13 protein-coding genes are annotated in these 16,385 nt (G+C 62.5%); 5 read left to right on the top strand and 8 right to left on the bottom strand.

All coding sequences use genetic code 11. The annotated features are described in order from the left end of the window. The first annotated feature begins 195 nt into the window (after window positions 1-195). The 3 genes from KQ661_RS08425 to KQ661_RS08415 all read left to right on the top strand — a co-directional run bounded on the left by KQ661_RS08425 (window position 196) and on the right by KQ661_RS08415 (window position 3,533). The gene (locus KQ661_RS08425) at window positions 196-933 is read left to right on the top strand and encodes a L,D-transpeptidase family protein (protein WP_216686153.1); all 738 of its coding nucleotides are present in this window, start codon (window positions 196-198) and stop codon (window positions 931-933) included. Window positions 934-961: 28 nt separating this feature from the next. Beyond that, window positions 962-2,311 carry a glycosyltransferase family 87 protein gene (locus tag KQ661_RS08420; RefSeq protein ID WP_216686152.1) on the top strand — a complete coding sequence of 450 codons (1,350 nt, stop codon included), beginning with the start codon at window positions 962-964 and terminating at the stop codon, window positions 2,309-2,311. 121 nt (window positions 2,312-2,432) lie between these two features. Next, entirely contained in the window at window positions 2,433-3,533 is a 1,101-nt protein-coding gene (locus KQ661_RS08415) for a WD40 repeat domain-containing protein (protein WP_216686151.1), read from the top strand. 159 nt (window positions 3,534-3,692) lie between these two features. On the opposite strand, the gene KQ661_RS08410 is transcribed toward KQ661_RS08415, so the two are convergent. Beyond that, window positions 3,693-5,126, bottom strand: a complete 1,434-nt coding sequence (locus tag KQ661_RS08410) for a DUF5723 family protein (protein ID WP_216686150.1) — start codon at window positions 5,124-5,126, stop codon at window positions 3,693-3,695. 103 nt (window positions 5,127-5,229) lie between these two features. On the opposite strand from KQ661_RS08410, the gene meaB reads away from it, so the two are divergent. Next, window positions 5,230-6,210, top strand: a complete 981-nt coding sequence (meaB, locus tag KQ661_RS08405; protein WP_216686149.1) for a methylmalonyl Co-A mutase-associated GTPase MeaB — start codon at window positions 5,230-5,232, stop codon at window positions 6,208-6,210. A 635-nt stretch (window positions 6,211-6,845) separates the two neighbouring features. Then, entirely contained in the window at window positions 6,846-7,490 is a 645-nt protein-coding gene (locus KQ661_RS08400; protein WP_216686148.1) for a hypothetical protein, read from the top strand. Between the two features lie 295 nt (window positions 7,491-7,785). On the opposite strand, the gene KQ661_RS08395 is transcribed toward KQ661_RS08400, so the two are convergent. From KQ661_RS08395 to KQ661_RS08365, 7 genes are all read right to left on the bottom strand, one after another. Beyond that, a complete protein-coding gene (locus tag KQ661_RS08395; protein ID WP_216686147.1) occupies window positions 7,786-10,341 on the bottom strand; it encodes a DUF5916 domain-containing protein in 2,556 nt (851 codons plus the stop codon). Window positions 10,342-10,552: 211 nt separating this feature from the next. Then, window positions 10,553-12,547, bottom strand: coding sequence for a M56 family metallopeptidase (locus KQ661_RS08390; RefSeq protein ID WP_216686146.1), 1,995 nt, complete (start codon window positions 12,545-12,547; stop codon window positions 10,553-10,555). Between the two features lie 67 nt (window positions 12,548-12,614). After that, the gene (locus tag KQ661_RS08385; RefSeq protein WP_216686145.1) at window positions 12,615-12,878 is read right to left on the bottom strand and encodes a hypothetical protein; all 264 of its coding nucleotides are present in this window, start codon (window positions 12,876-12,878) and stop codon (window positions 12,615-12,617) included. Further along, window positions 12,871-13,296 carry a BlaI/MecI/CopY family transcriptional regulator gene (locus KQ661_RS08380; RefSeq protein WP_216686144.1) on the bottom strand — a complete coding sequence of 142 codons (426 nt, stop codon included), beginning with the start codon at window positions 13,294-13,296 and terminating at the stop codon, window positions 12,871-12,873. The genes KQ661_RS08385 and KQ661_RS08380 overlap by 8 nt, the downstream gene beginning before the upstream one ends. 235 nt (window positions 13,297-13,531) lie before the next feature. Then, window positions 13,532-13,900 carry a dihydroneopterin aldolase gene (gene folB, locus KQ661_RS08375; RefSeq protein WP_216686143.1) on the bottom strand — a complete coding sequence of 123 codons (369 nt, stop codon included), beginning with the start codon at window positions 13,898-13,900 and terminating at the stop codon, window positions 13,532-13,534. A 215-nt stretch (window positions 13,901-14,115) separates the two neighbouring features. Next, window positions 14,116-15,201: a DivIVA domain-containing protein gene (locus KQ661_RS08370; RefSeq protein WP_216680201.1), complete on the bottom strand. Its 1,086-nt coding sequence runs from the start codon at window positions 15,199-15,201 to the stop codon at window positions 14,116-14,118. A gap of 98 nt (window positions 15,202-15,299) precedes the next feature. Beyond that, window positions 15,300-16,235 (bottom strand): WD40 repeat domain-containing protein, encoded by a 936-nt coding sequence (locus KQ661_RS08365; protein WP_216680200.1) that lies wholly within the window; start codon window positions 16,233-16,235, stop codon window positions 15,300-15,302. Window positions 16,236-16,385: the final 150 nt, after the last annotated feature.

Genomic DNA, 16,385 nt, shown 5'->3' with positions numbered 1-16,385 from the left:
GGACCAGCAGTAGCGGTTACGGCAGCATTACGACGGCCATTGGCACCGGCGGCACCCGATAGAACTTCTCAACCCGAATGGACTAAGCTTCGGCACAAATAGTCTTCGGCATAAAATAGAAACTCCTGAATGCCGTTGTAGCCGCATTCCTATTCATTCTGGTTTGTTTCTATGCTGCGTCGACTCTCGTGTTGCGTGCTTCTGCTATTGCCCATTTTTCAGCTGCTGGCCCAGTCCTGCACCCCACCCACCGAGGGACAGCCCGGCACAAATCCGGCCGATTTCTGGCGGCAGCAGCGGCTGTTTCCCCGGGTGCGGGCGGCCGAAGCCACGGCTGACCCGGCCGTGACCAGCCGGCTGCGCAGCCACTACCTCGACCCGCGCCGGCTGGAAATCATGTTCCGCATCGTGAAAACCCGCGTGGAGCTGGAAGTGTGGGCGCGCAACCGAGGCGGCGGGTCGTTCGAACTGCTCCACGCCTACCCGCTGGCGGCCACCTCGGGCACCCTCGGCCCCAAGCGCCAGGCCGGCGACTACCAGGTGCCGGAGGGCTTCTACGAAATCGACCGCTTCAACCCCAACAGCAATTTCCACCTCTCCCTGGGCCTCAACTACCCCAACGCCGCCGATTTGGCGCTGGGCGAGCCCAACCCCGGGGGCGACATTTTCATCCACGGCGGCGCGGCCAGCATCGGCTGCATGCCCATTACCGATGCCGGCATCGAGGAAGTGTACCTACTGGCCATCACTGCCCGGACGGCGGGGCAGGCGGTGATTCAAGTGCACATTTTCCCGTTTCCAATCACCGAAGTTGAGCTGGACAAACACGCTACCAGCCCGCACCTAGCCTTCTGGCGGGGGCTGATACTGGGCTACGCTTACTTTGAAAAGCAGCATGAGCCGGCGGAACTGCTGGAGCTGGCCGTGAAGTAGCGCGGGCTTTAGCTGCTACCTTGCCGCCGTGCCGCGTTTCCTCCTGCTTTTCCTGGCCCTTATTGCCCTGTTCAACGTCAGCCGTGTGCTGCGCGAACCCCGCCCCGATGCGGACCGGCCCATGGATTTCCGCACCTGCTACGTGGGCCAGCAAGTGCTGCGCCAGGGCAAAAACCCCTACGATGATGCGGCGCTGAAAGCCGGCTGGCAGCGCATTGTTCAGCAAGAGAATATCGTTAGCCGCACCCAGCCGGGACTGCCCAACCTCCCGTTTCTGTACCCACCGTGGGCGGCGGGGCTGTTCGGCGGCACCATCGGCCGGCTGCCCTACGCGCTGGCGTGGCCGCTGTGGTACGGGCTGGCCCTGCTGAGCCTGGTGCTGCTGGCCAGGCTGTGGCCCAAGGCGCTGCACACTAAAAATTCGGATGCGGTGCCGTGGTGGCAGTTTTTGTTGGCCGCCGTGGCGCTGAAAGGCACCGTACCGGCCCTGCTCACCGGCCAGCCCACGTTCGCGGCGCTGGCGCTGGGCGTGGGCGCGCTGGCGATGGGCAGCAGGGTAAAACGTATTTCTGATGGCAATACAACTTCAGCGAAACCAGAAGCTACTGCTGATGTTGAAGCCGCAACAAATTCAGCAATTGCGCAAAAAAAGCCGCTCTGGCAGCCAATAGCAGCGGGTATATTGCTGGGCCTAGCCGCGTTCAAAGTCACCTTACTCCTGCCCTTTGCCGCGTGGTTTCTCTGGAAAAAGCAGTGGCTGACGCTGGTCGTGGCCGCCGCCGTAGTGGGGCTGCTGAGTGCGGTGGCGTTCTACTGGGCCGCTTTTCCAGCGGAATTATTGCCCACCTACCAGCACCTGCTGGCGCAGGTGCGCACCCAGTCCTTCGACCCCGCCGACCCCGACTACCCCCTCACCCAGGGCCTGACGCTACGCCTTGAGCTGGCCAACGTGCTGGAATGGCTGCGCCCCGGCAGCAGCCCCTGGCACCTGCTGCTGCACGGCGCGCTGTGGCTGGCGGCCGGCCTGCGGCTGCTGTGGCTCCGGCGGCAGCTGTTGCTGGCCGACTGGCACCTGTTTCTGGTACTGAGCACGCTCACGCTGCTCACTACTTACCACCTGTACTACGACGCCATTCTGCTGCTGCCGCTGTTGCTGTTCAGCCGGCACCTGCCGCGCCGGGTGCAGTGGTGGCTGCTGGTATTTATGCTGCCGCTGCTACTGCCGCTCAATGGAATTGCACTGGCGCTGGGCAACCCGGTGGGGCTGCATATTCTGTATTTTCTACCGCCGCTGGGGTTGCTGGGGGTGCTGGGGCTGCTGCTGGCGCGGCCCCCTCACCTCACCCCCGACCCCTCTCCCGCGGAGAGGGGAGCCTGACGATTGCAGGCGTCTGTGCCGCCGTGGCTCCCTTCTCCCCGGGAGAGGGGCCGGGGGTGAGGTTACACCATCCGGCACGGTTTTTTCGTTTACGCCGCATTACCATACGCCTCCATTGCCCATGAAACGCTTTTTTCTTGCCCTGCTCCCGCTGCTGCTCACCATGGCGGCCCGCGCCCAACGCCCTACCGACATCTGGTATTTCGGCCAGCAGGCTGGCCTCACCTTTGCCGAGGGCAACACGCCCAAGCCCCTGAACGACGGCAAGATGAGCACCTACGAGGGCTGCGCCGTGGCTACTACGGCCAAGGGCGAGCTGCTCTTCTACACCAACGGCGAAACCGTGTGGAACCGCAAGCACCAGCCCATGCCCAACGGCCGCCAGCTGATGGGCAGCGGCAGCAGCACCCAGTCGGCCCTCATCGTGCCCGACCCCGGCTCGGGCAACATCTTCTATATCTTCACGGTAGCCCCGCAGGGCACGCCCAACGGCCTGCGCTACTCCATCGTGGACATGACCCGCGCCGATGGCTTCGGCGACCTACCCCGCGTGAACCTGCTGCTCATCCAGCCGGTGGCCGAAAAGCTGGCCGCCGTGCGCCACGCCAACGGCCACGATACCTGGATAGTAGCTCACCGCTGGAACTCCAACGCCTTCGTGAGCTACCTCGTCACGGCCGACGGTGTATCGGCCAAGCCGCTGATGAGCAACGTGGGCAGCATGAACGCCGGCCCCGGCCGCAATGCCATTGGCGCGCTCAAGTTTTCGCCCGATGGCAAGCACCTCGCCGCCGCGCTGTGGAAAGAAACCAACAAATTCGAGGTGTATGATTTTGACCGCAGCACCGGCAAGGTGAGCAACCCGCGCGGCTTCGGGCCTTACGCGGAAGCTTACGGGGTGGAGTTTTCACCCGATGGCAAGTTTGTGTATGGCACCTGCAACGGCGTGGGCGGCGGCGAAACCCAGATTTGGCAGTTCGACTTAGCCAAAAAGCCCGCTCCGCCGGTGCTGGTGGGCAAGTCGGCCAATCGCAAAATCGGGGCGCTCCAGCTCGGGCCGGATGGCCGCATCTACGTGGCCCGCGAGGACAACCCCAACCTCGGCGTTATCGAGCAGCCCAACGTGGCCGGCAAGGATTGCAAGTACGTGGACGAGGGATTGAAGCTGGGCGGCCGGCGCAGCAAGCTGGGCCTGCCCGCGTTTGTGGTAGTACCGAATTAGGGTAAGAGGGTGTGAGTCACAGCAGAATTAAGCCCGTCATGCAGAACGCAGCGAAGCATCTTTACCGCAATAGTAATTCCATTCGATTGGATTAGTTACACGGTAAAGATGCTTCGCTGCGCTCTGCATGACAGACTTGACTCCAGTCTTCTACCCCCCCTAATTCGAGCTGCCAATTTTAAAGCGCAATACCCCAAAGGCCACCGAGCTATACGGCGAGTCTTCGCTGAGCAGGCCCAACACGTCGCGGGTGCTGATGCCGGCTTCCCACACCGGCGAAACCAGCGTGAGGCCCAACGGCAGGCTCTTGCCGTAGCCCGCGCCGCTGGTTACGCCGCTGCTCAGCTTCAGCCAGCTCAGGGGTTTGTAGTCGAGACCCAGACCTACGAAGGTGGTGGTGAGGTTACCGGCCACCTTGTTGAGGGGCGCGGTTACGTCGAGGCCGGCTTCGAAGAACTTGTTGAGGCGCACGCCGCCGCCCAGGCGCAGCTTGGCGGGCAGGGCAGCCGTGCGCTCCTTGGCGGTGGTGTAGGTGAAGAGGTTCTGCTTGTCGGTATCGAACTGCGCGCTAATTTCCTTGAACACGTTGTAGGTCTGCACGCCGGTGGAGGCTGTTTGCTGGAGCTTCTGGTCGGAGGCTTCGAGCACGTTGGCGGTCCAGGTCATCGAGCCCATATCCGTAACCGAAGCGCCGAAGCGGAATATTTTGCCGATTTCGGCCGACAAGCCCGCGTCGAATCCATTGCCGTGGCCCACCGGCTTCAGGCCCGAGCCCGATTCGTAGTTGAAGTTGGGATTGCTGGCCAGCGCGCCGTAATTGATATCAAACACCGGCGAGAACGCCGTGTAGGCCGTCAGGTTGCCGCCGCTCACCCGGATATCGGCAATGCCGATGCCCTGGATGTAGCGGTAGCCCGCCCCCAGCGCCAGCTTCAGGCCGTTATTGTGGTACACCTGAATGCCGTAGGCCACGTTGAACTCGTTGGTAATGGCCGCCTGAATGCTGGTTCCGTCGAGCACCGTGGAAATGAGCGGCGCGTTGGCGGCCGTGGGCGTGGGCGCGCCGCTGGTGTTGGGCGTGGGGTAATACTGCTTCACCACAGCGGCATTCTGGCCGTTGATGATGATGTCGGCGGCGTTGCGGTTGAGGGCCAGGTGGCCGCCAATGCGCTGCCGGCTGCTGAACGCCAGGCCGCCCAGGCCGTTGGGCAACGTCACGGCCAGGCCGAAGAGGTTGGTGTCGAGGTTAAAGTTCAGCACGTTGTCGCCGCTGAGCTGGTTGACCAGCGTGGCTTTTTCGGCGGCTCCGATGCTCTGGCTGGCATCGTAGATGATGTGCTTGAAAGTGGTTTTGGAAAGCGACTGCGAGCCGATGCCCGCCCCCACTTCGCCGATGGTGAAGGCCACCCGGAAATTGATGCTGCGGCCCAGGTTGGCGGGGTTGATGCCGATGGCCTGGTAGTCGCTGGCGAAGGTGTTGATGACGCCGCCCCGGCCCGTGGCCGAGAAGTTGCTGAGCTCGTTTTGGGCGAAAGCCGTGGCGGGCAGAGCCAGCCCAGCGGCCAGCGATAAGAAGCGGAGAGATGGTTTCATAGGGCGAGAATGTGCGGTAAGCTTTAGCTTGCCGTTTAATTGTTGGAAAACGGGCCAACGCCGGCCCCAAAGTTAATCGGCAAGCGGAAGCTTACCGCACAAAATGCCTCCCAAACGCCTCTCCGCCGCTGAGTATGCCACCGGCATCCGGGCCGGCTCCCGCACGGTGCTGGGCCGTGCCATCACCCTCGTCGAAAGCACCCTGCCCACCGACCACGCCTTGGCGCAGGAGGTGTTGCAGGCGGTATTGCCGCACACCGGGCGCAGCCTGCGAGTGGGCATTACGGGCGTGCCGGGCGTGGGCAAAAGCACGTTTATTGAGGCACTGGGCAGGTATTTGGTCGAAACCAAGGGCCTGAAGCTGGCCGTGCTGGCCGTGGACCCCAGCAGCCAGCGCGGCGGCGGCAGCATTCTGGGCGACAAGACGCGGATGCCCTGGCTCTCGGCCCAGCCGGCGGCGTTTATCCGGCCCTCGCCGGCCGGCAGCAGCCTGGGCGGGGTGGCGCGGGCCACGCGCGAAGCCTTATTATTATGCGAAGCAGCGGGCCACGACGTGATTATCGTGGAAACCGTGGGCGTGGGCCAGTCCGAAACCACGGTGCACGGCATGGTCGATTTTTTCCTGCTCCTGATGCTGGCCGGGGCCGGCGACGAATTACAGGGCGTGAAACGCGGCATCATGGAAATGGCCGATGCCCTGTGCATCACCAAAGCCGACCACGGCAACGAGCAGGCCGCCCGCCGCGCCCGCCTCGACTACCAAAGCGCGCTGCACCTGTTTCCGGCCGCGCCTTCGGGGCAGGTGGTGCCGGTACTGCTCACCTCGGCAGTGGACGGCATGGGCATCGGGGCCGTGTGGGAGGTCATCGAAACCTATGCCGCCGCCACCCGCACCAGCGGATATTTCGAGCGCCGCCGGCAGCAGCAGCAGTTACAATGGCTGCACCAAAGCATCGCCCAGGCGCTGGAGAGTCGGTTTTATGCCGATGCGGCGGTGCGTGAGCGGCTGCCCGCGGTGCAGGCGGCCGTGGCGGCCGGACAGCTCACGCCGTTTGCGGCGGCCGAGGAACTGCTGGGGCTGTAGGACGGGGCGGGCGCGTGGGGGTGCGGCGGGGCGAGGTTTGGGCTGACGTGGAATGCAGCGCAGCGCGGGCTGACGGACGGAATTGTTGGCGCGGCCGTCTACATTCGCTTTTCCACTAATACCCAATGGGTTTATCAGCTGGTGCGCGTCTGCAATGCTCACCAGTGGGGATTTCCAACAATTTTCAAAAACCTTTTTTAGCTACCGATGAGAAAGATGCACCTTTTGTCTGCCGTCTTTTTGCTTGGGGGGATTCGTGGTGGTAGGCGATGCGGCCACCCAATCAACCGTTAAAGCGAACTGCTTTTCCTTTTATGTGGCAAACATTCTTTCCTCGTCACTGATGAAAACCTGTGCAGCCTTCCTGCTCTTGATATGCGGTTTAACGCTTTTGGTGATGGCCGTTGGCAACCATGGACATTGGGTGTTTAGACCGCACATGCGCGAAGATTGGTGGCTTTGGGGTACGGTATTAATTTCAGGGCTTGGCGGGGCGCTACTGCTTATTGCAGCCGCTTGGCGTCGGTCCTAAGCTCGTAGCCCCCCACCAATAGGATTAGACTAGCAGGACTTATATGCTCCTTTTGCTCTTCGGACCGTTTTCTTGAACAGCTCCGTGATACCTTGCTGCTGCGATGACTACACGCTTTCTGACGGTGTTAACCCGGTTGCGTTCCACTAAGGCATGGCAGGCAGTGCTTTTCGTCTTAGGCTTGTTGTTCACGTACGGCGGGCACTTTTTCTGGCAATTCGTCGCCGCCTTCGTCATTTTTTTCACCTTGGGCTCCGGGGAAGGGCACACCGACGAGGGCCTACTGGTGTCCGCCGGGTTCTTATTACTGCACCTGGGGGTGGTGTGCTGGTTGTTTTGGCGGCGAGTGCTGTTCACCACATGGTGGGCCTGGGCCTTAAACGTCGCCGTACCCATCGGCCTGTTTGCCTACTACACAGCGTTCCCCTGGTATCGCTCGCCACTCGATTCGACTTATCAGCAGTACCGCTTTGTAAAGGGTTCCCGACAATACCGAATCACGTTGGAGAAGCCCGGAAACCAGTTTGATGTGTCCGATGTCACCAATCAAAAAGAGGGCAGCACGACCTCGCTGTTGATGGGCGACTACCAAGTTCGCCACGATACCATCTTTTTGCAGCAATGGCATGGGCCGAGGCAGTGCTTCATCTACCGCCGCGCGTTGGTCGGCTTTGAGAATAGCGCCGTGCCCATCATGCTGACACGGGAGCGTGACATCCGCCCTTTGTCCCTGCGGCAGCAAGAATAAACGCTCTCAATGAACGGTAGGAACTAGCCCGACACCTGCTGGTCAGATGGCCCTTACAGCGCGGGGTGAGTTTAAGAAATCTGTCTACGAATCAACGTTTACGAAATGCACGAAAGGGATGAGTTTCGTAAACGCCCATGCTGGCGCGCGTCTCTGACGCGCTGCCGACTGGGTTCGAGCCTGTGGCTCGGGTCGTGCTGGCGTCTGGTGGCGTTGGGCAATGCCTGAGCCAGAGGCTCGAACCCAGTCGGCAGCGCGTCAGAGACGCGCACCAGCTCGTTCCTCCAGCTCGTTCCTACCCGCGCCGGGGGCGCAGGGCCAGATAATCGAGATAATACAGCACCTTCACCGACACCGAGTTATTGTGCGGGGTATTGATGGTATTGCTTAGGTTGTCGAAGTAGAGCGGGGTGGCGGCGTTGGCTTCGAAGAAGGACGCGCCGGCGTTTTTCCAGACGATGCTGACCTGCGAGCCGGGCGCGAACCACCAGGAATAGACGGCATCGATGTTGAAGGCGTTGAAGGTGTTGTCGCGGTTGCGGTTGTAAGTGGGTTCGGGGGTTTCGAGGCCGTCGGGGTGCAGGCGGGAGAAGTCGCGGTAGTGCACATTGCTCACGTAGTGCCGCAGCCGGATGTTGAACGACATGCGGTTGGTAAACGTGTAGGTGGCCGTGGCGGTGTTGGTGAAGGTGGTGACGTTGCGGCGGCCGAGCAGCACGTCGCCCTCCTTGCCGCCGAAGCGGCGAAACATGGGCGCATCGGTCGAGTCGGAAGCGTTGAGGCCGCCGGCGTAGCCAATCTGGTTCAGCCGCCGCTCGTAGCCGATGGAATACACGAAGCTGAGCTGGTTGCTGGCCCGGTAGCGAGGGCCGAGGGTGAGGGCGTAGGTGTAGCGGCCGGTGCGGTCGCCGTCGGCGGTGAATACGCGCGCCCCGTATTTGACGTCCCAGGCGAATTTCTTGCGGTAATCGGAAGAGAAAAAGCCGTTGATGCCCACGTTGGCGGGCTTGCGCACGTAGTATTTGCCCAGCGGCGCGCGGCGCGGGTCAAAGTAGTCGCGGGTGAGTGGCGCGGCGTCGAGGTTAATGCCAGTGGTGAGGAAGCTTTTGGTGAAGGTGGTGTTGCCGCCCAGGTACAGGCCCGCGTCCTGGTAGAGCATGGGGCGTTCCAGCAGCGAGTAGGCCACGGAGGCGTAGGTGCTCAGCTTGTTGACTTTCCAGAATGGCGTGTAGATGTTGTAGCTGGCGCTGGCCGACTGCGAGATGTTGTTGTTGGCGAAGAGCAGGCCCAGGTCGTTGGGGTTGTAGGAGTGCGACTCGATGCCGTGGTCGACGCTCCAGGTGAATTTACCCGATACTTTGCCGTAGTTCAGGTAGTACTTGTAGCCGTCCTGGTCCGATATTTCATCCTGGGAGCCAAAGGCTTTGCCCCGGCGGTTGGAGTATATCACGCGGCCGTTGAGGGCGTAGGAGTTGGCCTTGTTAGCAAATTTGAAAAGGCCGCCCGTCACGTTGGCGTCGTAGGTGCTGCCGGCACGGGTCACGTTGGTGTTCACCAGGCTCACGTAGGAGTTGTTTTTGAGGCTCTGGTCGAGCACCACGATGTTGTAGTTGCTCAACGGCTGAGTGAGCACGTCGCGCCGCGCGCCGGTGGTGCTGTCCTGCACGGTGGCGTACATGTCGTTGCTCACGGCATTGAAAATGCCCACGCCCAGGCCCCTGCTGGTGCGGCCCGATACTTTGGTGGCATTGAGCAGGCGCGTGATGCCAGGGTTCTGCACGATGAACTCGCCGGCGTGGCGCTTGCCGTCGGCCATCCGGGTGCCGGCGTGCAGTTGCCCATCCACGGTGCCAAAGCCCAGCGGCTGTGCCCCCACCCGCCGCGAATAAAACAGCCCGCCCTTGTTGAACAGCTCGGTCCCTTCGGTGAAAAAGCCCCGGTTTTCGTTGTACTGCACCTCGAAGGGCGAGAGGTTGAGCACCTGGTTGTCGCTCTGCACCTGCCCGAAATCGGGCACCAGGGTGGCATCCAGGGTGAAGCTTTCGTTGATGCCCCACTTCACGTCGGCCCCGCCGTTGAAGGTAGTGGTGGTGTTCTGCTTGCCCTGCTCGTTGTAGGGGTAGTGGTTCAGGTAGGTGCTCACGTAGGGCGTGAGCGAGAGGCGCAGCGGGGGCTTGAGGTCGCGCAGGCCGGTGAGCTCGCCCCACTGGTTCACGAAGCCATCCACCTGCGGCTTCACCTCGTTCCAGAAAAATTTCTGCCGCGAACTGCGCCGCTGCCGAACGAAGTTCAGCCCCCACACCTGCTCAAGGGCCTTGCTGAAGCGAATGGCCGAATAGGGAATGCGGATTTCGGCTACCCAGTCGGTGCCGTGCAGGGCGGTGCGCGATTCCCATACGGCGTTCCAGTTACCATCCTCGCCGTTGGTGGGCGAGAGGCGGGCGTCGAGCTGCACGCCACCCGAAGTAACGATGAATTGATAGCCGTTGAGGTGGTCGTCATAGGTATCGAGCAGCACCCCGAACCAATCCGAAGTGCCAATATTATCCCGGTTGCTCAGCTCCCGCAGAATGGAATCCTGCGACACATCGTGCATGATGGCCCCCACGTAAATCGCGGCATCGTCGTAGAGCACGCGCACTTCGGTAGGGTGTTTTTCGATGGGGCCGGGCGTGGGCTCCAACTCGTAAAATTTGGTGGCGATGGGGGCCGACTGCCACACGGCCTCGTCGAGCAGGCCGTCCAGCTTGGGCGGGGTGCTGATGCGCGTGGCCTGAAGCTGGCGTTTGGGGGCCGGCCGGGCGGCATCGGTAGCCGGCGTGGCGGCTGGCCCCTTCTGGGCCTGGGCCACTCCAATAAATAAGCTAAACCAACAAAACAGTAGATAACAACGCATAGTAATTGTCCGAAACAGAATAACCTTCGGAAGGGCCAAGAGATGGGTATCAGGGCTAAATAGTTGCTTGTGGGCTGTCATTTCCCAGATTATTAAAAAATGATGGGCATAAAAAAGCCGGTTTCCCGCGAGAAAAACCGGCTTTTTCGCTTTCCTCCCGCCCCTATTACTGGGTCGAAATCATCATGTTAAAGCTCTTGCCATCGTTGTGGCCGGTGAGCTTGCGGTACTTAGCCGCCAGCGCGTCGGGCTGCTTTTTACCGTTCACCGTCAGGCCGGAGCTGTTGAACTGGAACTGCAGGTTTTTCTCGTCGGCCCCGATAATGCCGTCCTTGCGCAGCTCGCTCCGCAGTTCGTCCGTGTCGAGGCGGGGCGGGGCCGGCAGCGCAGGCAGGGGCGGCATAGGGGCCATGCGCGGGGTGCGGGGCGGCGTGGGGCCAGCGCCGTTGATGATGGTGCTGCTGTCGCTGCTGCGGGTTATCACCATCGCATTATTGCCGGTCAGTGGGCGGCCGGTATTGCTTTCATACAGCTTCAGGTATTTCTGAAACACCTTCGGCGGCTGCTCCTTGCCATCAATCATCAGGCTGCGGGCGGTGAGCTTGATTTGGTAGTGGTTGGGGTCTTTCAGGAGGCCGTCCTTCTGCATCTGGTCCAGCAGGGCCTCGTTGCGGTCGCGGGCTTCCTGGGCACGGTCGGGGCCTTGGCGCTGGGAATTACGCTCCTCCTGGCGCAGCTCCGTGAGGGCGTCGCGGGTGGCGCGGCGGGCCTCATCGCTGAGGCCGGGGTCGCGCAGGGTGGTTTCGGGGGCCCGGCGGGCTTCGTCGATGCCCTGGCTGGCGGCCTGCAGACCAATATTGAGGCCCACGTTGCCCAGCTTCAGGGCATTGGTTACGAGCTGGCTCAGGGCCGCGTCATCAATATCGATGTGCACGTTGCTGTTGATGTTGTCCGTACGGCGTTTGCTATCGTAGGTGTACGTACCGCTTTTACGGTCCAGTTTCTGAGCTGCTTTATCCATTTCGCGGCCCATTTTATCCAGCTTGCGGCCGGCTTTATCGAGCTCGCGCCCGGCGCGGTCCATCTCGCGGGCATGGTCGTCCAGCCGGCGGCCTTCCCGGTCAGCCTGGCGGCCGGCCTGGTCCAGCTCGCGGGTGCTGTATTCGAAGCGGCGGGCCGGGCCAGCCTCGGGCACGGGCACTACCGTTACCTGCTGGCCGGCGCGGCGCTCGGCTTTCGAGGGCTTGTCGGTGGGCACGGCCACGGGCTGGCCGTTCACCACCAGGCTGGTCAGCCGGCCTTTTTTATCACGGGTGATTACCACGGTGCCGGGGTTGGCGGGGCGGGTGCCCCGGGCGGTATCGGCGGCCATCGGGGTGGCGGATGATGATTGGGGCGGTTGGCTATTCGGAGCAAGACCAGTGGCCAGCGCCGGGCGCACCAGGCGGCGCACCTGCAGCAGCAGGGCCCCGGGCTGGTTGAAGGCAGCCAGGGCCAGGCGCGGCGTGGGGGCCACGGCGGCGCTCTGCGTCCACTCGGCCAGGGCGGTGAGGGCGCGGGCCAGCCGGAGCGGGTCGCCGCCCACGAGGGTCGTGGCGGTATCGTCGCAGCAGTTTTCGCGCTCGGTACGCACGCAATTGGCTACGAACCACACCGCCGGATGGTAGAAAAATAGCACCTCGGCCACGGTTTGCAGCAGGTTCACGAGGTAATCGCGGCGCAGCACATGGGCCAGCTCGTGGGCCAGAATAGCCTCCAGACAAGCCGGCGATAAGCCCGCCACCGTGCCCAGCGGCAGCAGAATCACGGGCCGCAAGTGGCCCACCACCAGCGGCACCCGCACCAGCGCCGACTCCAGCAGCGCCACCGGCCGCTTCACGCCGCTGCGGGCGGCCAGCGCGGCCAGCCGCTCCTGCCACGCCACCGATAGCGAGCGCACCCGGTAGCGCCGCAGCCGCTGCACATACAGCAGGCCGCCCAGCATGCGCAGGCTCATGGCCAGCAGGCCCAGCAGCCAGGCCAGCACCAGCAGCGGCAACTGGTTGTTCAACGCATGGCTGAGGGACTGCGTGACGGCCTGAATCGCGGAAGGCGGGGCCAGCGAAGCCGCAGTTGCGGCCGGTACCGGGCGCGGCGCGGCGCTAATCCCGGCAGCAGCCATTACCCCCGCTTTGGCGTCAGACACTGCACCCGCTGCGGGCGTTTCAGCCGGATTTGAGGGGGTCCGCCTAGCTTGTGATTGCCTCCCAACCCTGCATTGGGCTTTTGTCAGGGCTCGAATTCATATACAGCCCGAACGTGATGCCGGCCAGCGCCACCACCAGCCCCAGCGCCCCGGCCGAAGCCGCGTAGCGCACCTCGGCCCGCTGCCGGCGCAGCAGCAGCAGCGCCCCGGCCAACACGGCCGCCACCAGCGCACCCTGCCACAGCGAGTGCAGCAAGGTCCAGCCCAAAGCCCGCGTCAGCGCGGGCGAAACGAATTGCTCAAGCATGGTCATCGTCGTCGGAACTAGGAGTGGAATTCTGGATTTCAATGTCATTCAGCAAGCGGCGAATCTGGGCCAGCTCGTCGGCCGAGGTCTGGCGGCTGCCCAGGGCCTGCATCACCAGCTTCAGGGCCGAGCCGCCGAAGGTGGCGTCCACGAACTTATCGAGCAGCAGCCCCTGCGTTTCCTGCTCGCGCACGGCGGCCCGGTACACGTGGCTGCGGTCGGCATCGTCGCGCCGCACCAGCGCTTTCTCCAGCATCAGCTGCAAAATCTTGAGCGTGGTGGTGTAGCCCACCTCTACCTGACGGCGCAGGCTCAGGTGGTCGTTGATGGCCCGCACCGTGGCGGGCCCGTGCTGCCAGAGCACGTGCAGGATTTCCAGCTCAGAATCCGTAGGTTTGGGGGGTGGTGCCTTGCTCATGTCGAACAGATACGAGGTTACTACGAATTATTTCGTAGTATGACACAAAGATTATACGAATACATTCGTAGTTGCAGATTAAGTACGAAATGCTTCGTACTTAATCTGCAACTCAATATAAACCCTTGATTTCAAGGGTAATAAATTTTATTCAAGAAGGTGAATATTTCTGCTTTTATGGCAGTTCAGCGGAAGAAGCAAAGGGCTGCCTGCGCCCCTACACACGCTTAGATGGCTACTGCTGCTTCTCCCGGCGCTTCGTGAGCGTGACGCGGGCGCGGTGGCAGATGCCGCCCAGCGGCGGATTGAACTTGCTCACGCTGACTTTCACCTTGCACACGTGCGGCAGCTCGGCCGTGATGCGGTCGAGCACGCGGTGGGCTACGTGCTCCAGCAGGCGGGCGGGGGCGCGCATTTCCTCGGCCACGAGGCGGTAGAGAATTTCGTAGTTCACCGTCTGCTGCAGCTTATCGGACTCGCCGGCGGCCAGCAAATCGGTTTTGATGTAGAGGTCGACGCCGTACTTATTGCCGATTTTCTGCTCTTCATCATAGTAGCCGTGGAAAGCAAAAAACTCCATGCCTTCGAGTGCAATCTGGCCCATGAGGTAAAATGGTGAGGTGGGGAAATAGTGAGCACAATTCGCGGAGCGGCAAGCGACCGAAGCCCCGGCTACGCTGCGAAAGCGACGCTACAAAGGTTGCCTCATAAAACCTTATAAAAGAAGAAAGCCCACCACGAAGGCAGGCTTTCTTCTTTTATAAGGTTTTATGAGGCAGCTGAATCCTAATAATCCGTCAAATCCGTTAAATCTGCGGTCTAGATTTCATCGAAGAACGACTTCTCCGCTACGGCTACTTCCACTGGCGCAGCGGCCTGAGCCGGGGCGGCAATAGCTACCATGCCGGGCTGGCCGGGGTGCGTTACGGGCGAAGGCTGGTTGATTTCGGGGTAGTTGGGCGTTACGGGCTGAATGTCGGGCGCGGTGGGCTGCACGTAGGGCGGGTTGGGCTCGGGCACCTGCGCGGGCGCGGGCGGGTCGACGTGCGGAGCAGGCGCGATGCCGGGGTTTTCGGCGGGCGCGCTGGGGCGCTCGATGTCGGGGCGCGGGGCTTCGGCGGGCGCGCCGGGATTGGGCTGCTGGCCGGGCTTGGGGTTGTAGCCGGTGGTTTGGGCGGCGCGCTCCAGGGTTTCCTCGGCGCGGCCAAAGTTGCCGGGGGCAAACGATGCGGGTGTGGCCGCCGCCACGGCGGCAGCGGGCGAAACGGCGGATGAAGAAGTGACTTGCATGGCGGCAGGGGTTTCGGGCGTGGGTTCGGCGGCGGCTTCCTTGGGCCGCTCTACCTGTACGCGGACCGCGCGCGAAAGGATGGCCGCCGCGCCGCCCTTGGGCCGGTTGCGGGCTTTCTCCACCTTGTCGAGTGCATCGGAGGCGAGGTGGTGCAGGTCGCGCACGAGGCCATCGAGCTGCTGCTCAAGCCGCTGGCACTCCTGGCCCAGGCCGCCTACTTCGCGCTGCATGTCAGACACCGTTTTTTCGGCCTGCTGGTAGGCGCCGTCCACCACTTCGCGGGCACGCTGGCGGGCTTCGCTGAGGATGCCTTCGGCCTGAAACTGGGCTTCGCGGATGCGCAGGTCGGCATCGCGCTGGGCCTGCTCGGTGATGTTGTTGCCGGTATCCTCGGCTGTTTTGAGGGTGCGGTAGAGGCTGCTTTCCACTTCGCGCATCTTCTGCACGTCGTGCTGGGCGTGCTCCAGCTTGAGGCGCAGCTCGCGGTTTTCGTCGCCCATGCGTTCCCATTGCTGCGACACGGTGGTCAGGAATGCCTGCACCTCGTCGCGGTCAATCCCCCGGAAGGATTTTTCAAACGTTTTCTGACGGATATCGAGGGCGGTGAGTTTCATCTTTCTTTAGCTGTTAGCTTTTAGCTGCTAGCTATTAGCTGTGGTGGCAGGTGCGCGGCAATCGTAGAATGAGCCTATTATTTCGAGGAAGCTGACAGCTATTGGCTAACAGCTTCCAATTGCCAAACGGCCAGGCTGCGGTCGTCGCTACACGAAACTAGCCGGTTTTCGGTGCCCGGCCAAACCAAGCGGTTCACCGAGGTGCCGTGCCCGGCGGCGCGGGCGCGGTCGAGCACGCGCAGCAGCGTGAGGGTGGCCGCGTCCCAGAGCTTGATGCTCTTATCGAGGCTGCACGAGGCCAGGTAACGGCCATCGGAGCTAAAAGCCAAGTGGTTGATGGTGTACATATGGGCCGGCACGGTGTCCAGCAGGGCGTAGCCGGCGGCCACGTCCCAGCGCCGAATCTGGGCATCGCGGCCGGCCGTGAGCAGGTGCGCGCCATCGGGCGAAAAGGCCACCGAAAACACCGAGTTGGTGCTTTCGCCGAGGGTGTATTTGGTTTCAAGCGAGTCGAGGTCGAGCACACGGATGAGGTGGTCGGAGCTGCCCACGACCAGCTCGCCCCGGCCCTCGTGCAGCACCAGCGTGCGCAGGCTTTTATCGGCGAGGCGCAGCAGCTTTTCGAGGCGGAAATCGGGCAGGCGCAGCACGGCCAGCGTGCCGTCGCCCAGCCCCGCGTACAGGCGCTGCCGGCTCTCGGAAAACACTATTTCGAAGATGGCCACCGGCGGCAGGGCCGTGGCGTGAACCAACTCTTTCTTCGCTAAATCGATGGCCTGAATGCCCTGGAAGTTGTGTCCCAGCACCAGCAAGCCCAGCGCTGGCAGGTGGCGCAGGGCGTACACCGAGTTCTGCACGCGGGCCAGCAGCTCGCCATCGCGGGCGGGCTCGGCGGCATCCCAGCCCACCACCATGCCATCGGCGCTACCGGAGTAAACGTGGCTGCCGGAGCCACCCGTGAGAGCGTACACGGCATCGCGGTGGCCGGCAAGGGTGGCTATTCGGGTAACGGGCGGGCGGAAGATTTCGGGCATAACGGGTGGCGCAAAGGTAGCTTTGTTTGGAAGTAGGGCCACTTTGTCATCCTAACTATCATCCTGAGCGCAGCGAAGGACCTTATCACATTTGCGCCGATTGATTTGCTGCGAAATGTTCTGACGTAATAAGGTCCTTCGCAAGCTCAG

The organism is Hymenobacter siberiensis (assembly GCF_018967845.1).
In the GTDB taxonomy this organism is placed as follows: domain Bacteria; phylum Bacteroidota; class Bacteroidia; order Cytophagales; family Hymenobacteraceae; genus Hymenobacter; species Hymenobacter siberiensis.
This window is presented reverse-complemented; position numbering and strand designations above follow the sequence as displayed.

Excerpts from the sequence above, each read along its gene's own strand:
- KQ661_RS08400 (WP_216686148.1), top strand. The coding sequence starts at position 6,846 with ATGACTACACGCTTTCTGACGGTGTTAACCCGGTTGCGTTCCACTAAG.
- KQ661_RS08390 (WP_216686146.1), bottom strand. The coding sequence starts at position 12,547 with ATGGCTGCTGCCGGGATTAGCGCCGCGCCGCGCCCGGTACCGGCCGCA.
- KQ661_RS08380 (WP_216686144.1), bottom strand. The coding sequence starts at position 13,296 with ATGAGCAAGGCACCACCCCCCAAACCTACGGATTCTGAGCTGGAAATC.
- folB (WP_216686143.1), bottom strand. The coding sequence starts at position 13,900 with ATGGGCCAGATTGCACTCGAAGGCATGGAGTTTTTTGCTTTCCACGGC.
- KQ661_RS08365 (WP_216680200.1), bottom strand. The coding sequence starts at position 16,235 with ATGCCCGAAATCTTCCGCCCGCCCGTTACCCGAATAGCCACCCTTGCC.
- KQ661_RS08410 (WP_216686150.1), bottom strand. The coding sequence starts at position 5,126 with ATGAAACCATCTCTCCGCTTCTTATCGCTGGCCGCTGGGCTGGCTCTG.
- KQ661_RS08385 (WP_216686145.1), bottom strand. The coding sequence starts at position 12,878 with ATGCTTGAGCAATTCGTTTCGCCCGCGCTGACGCGGGCTTTGGGCTGG.
- KQ661_RS08370 (WP_216680201.1), bottom strand. The coding sequence starts at position 15,201 with ATGAAACTCACCGCCCTCGATATCCGTCAGAAAACGTTTGAAAAATCC.
- meaB (WP_216686149.1), top strand. The coding sequence starts at position 5,230 with ATGCCTCCCAAACGCCTCTCCGCCGCTGAGTATGCCACCGGCATCCGG.
- KQ661_RS08415 (WP_216686151.1), top strand. The coding sequence starts at position 2,433 with ATGAAACGCTTTTTTCTTGCCCTGCTCCCGCTGCTGCTCACCATGGCG.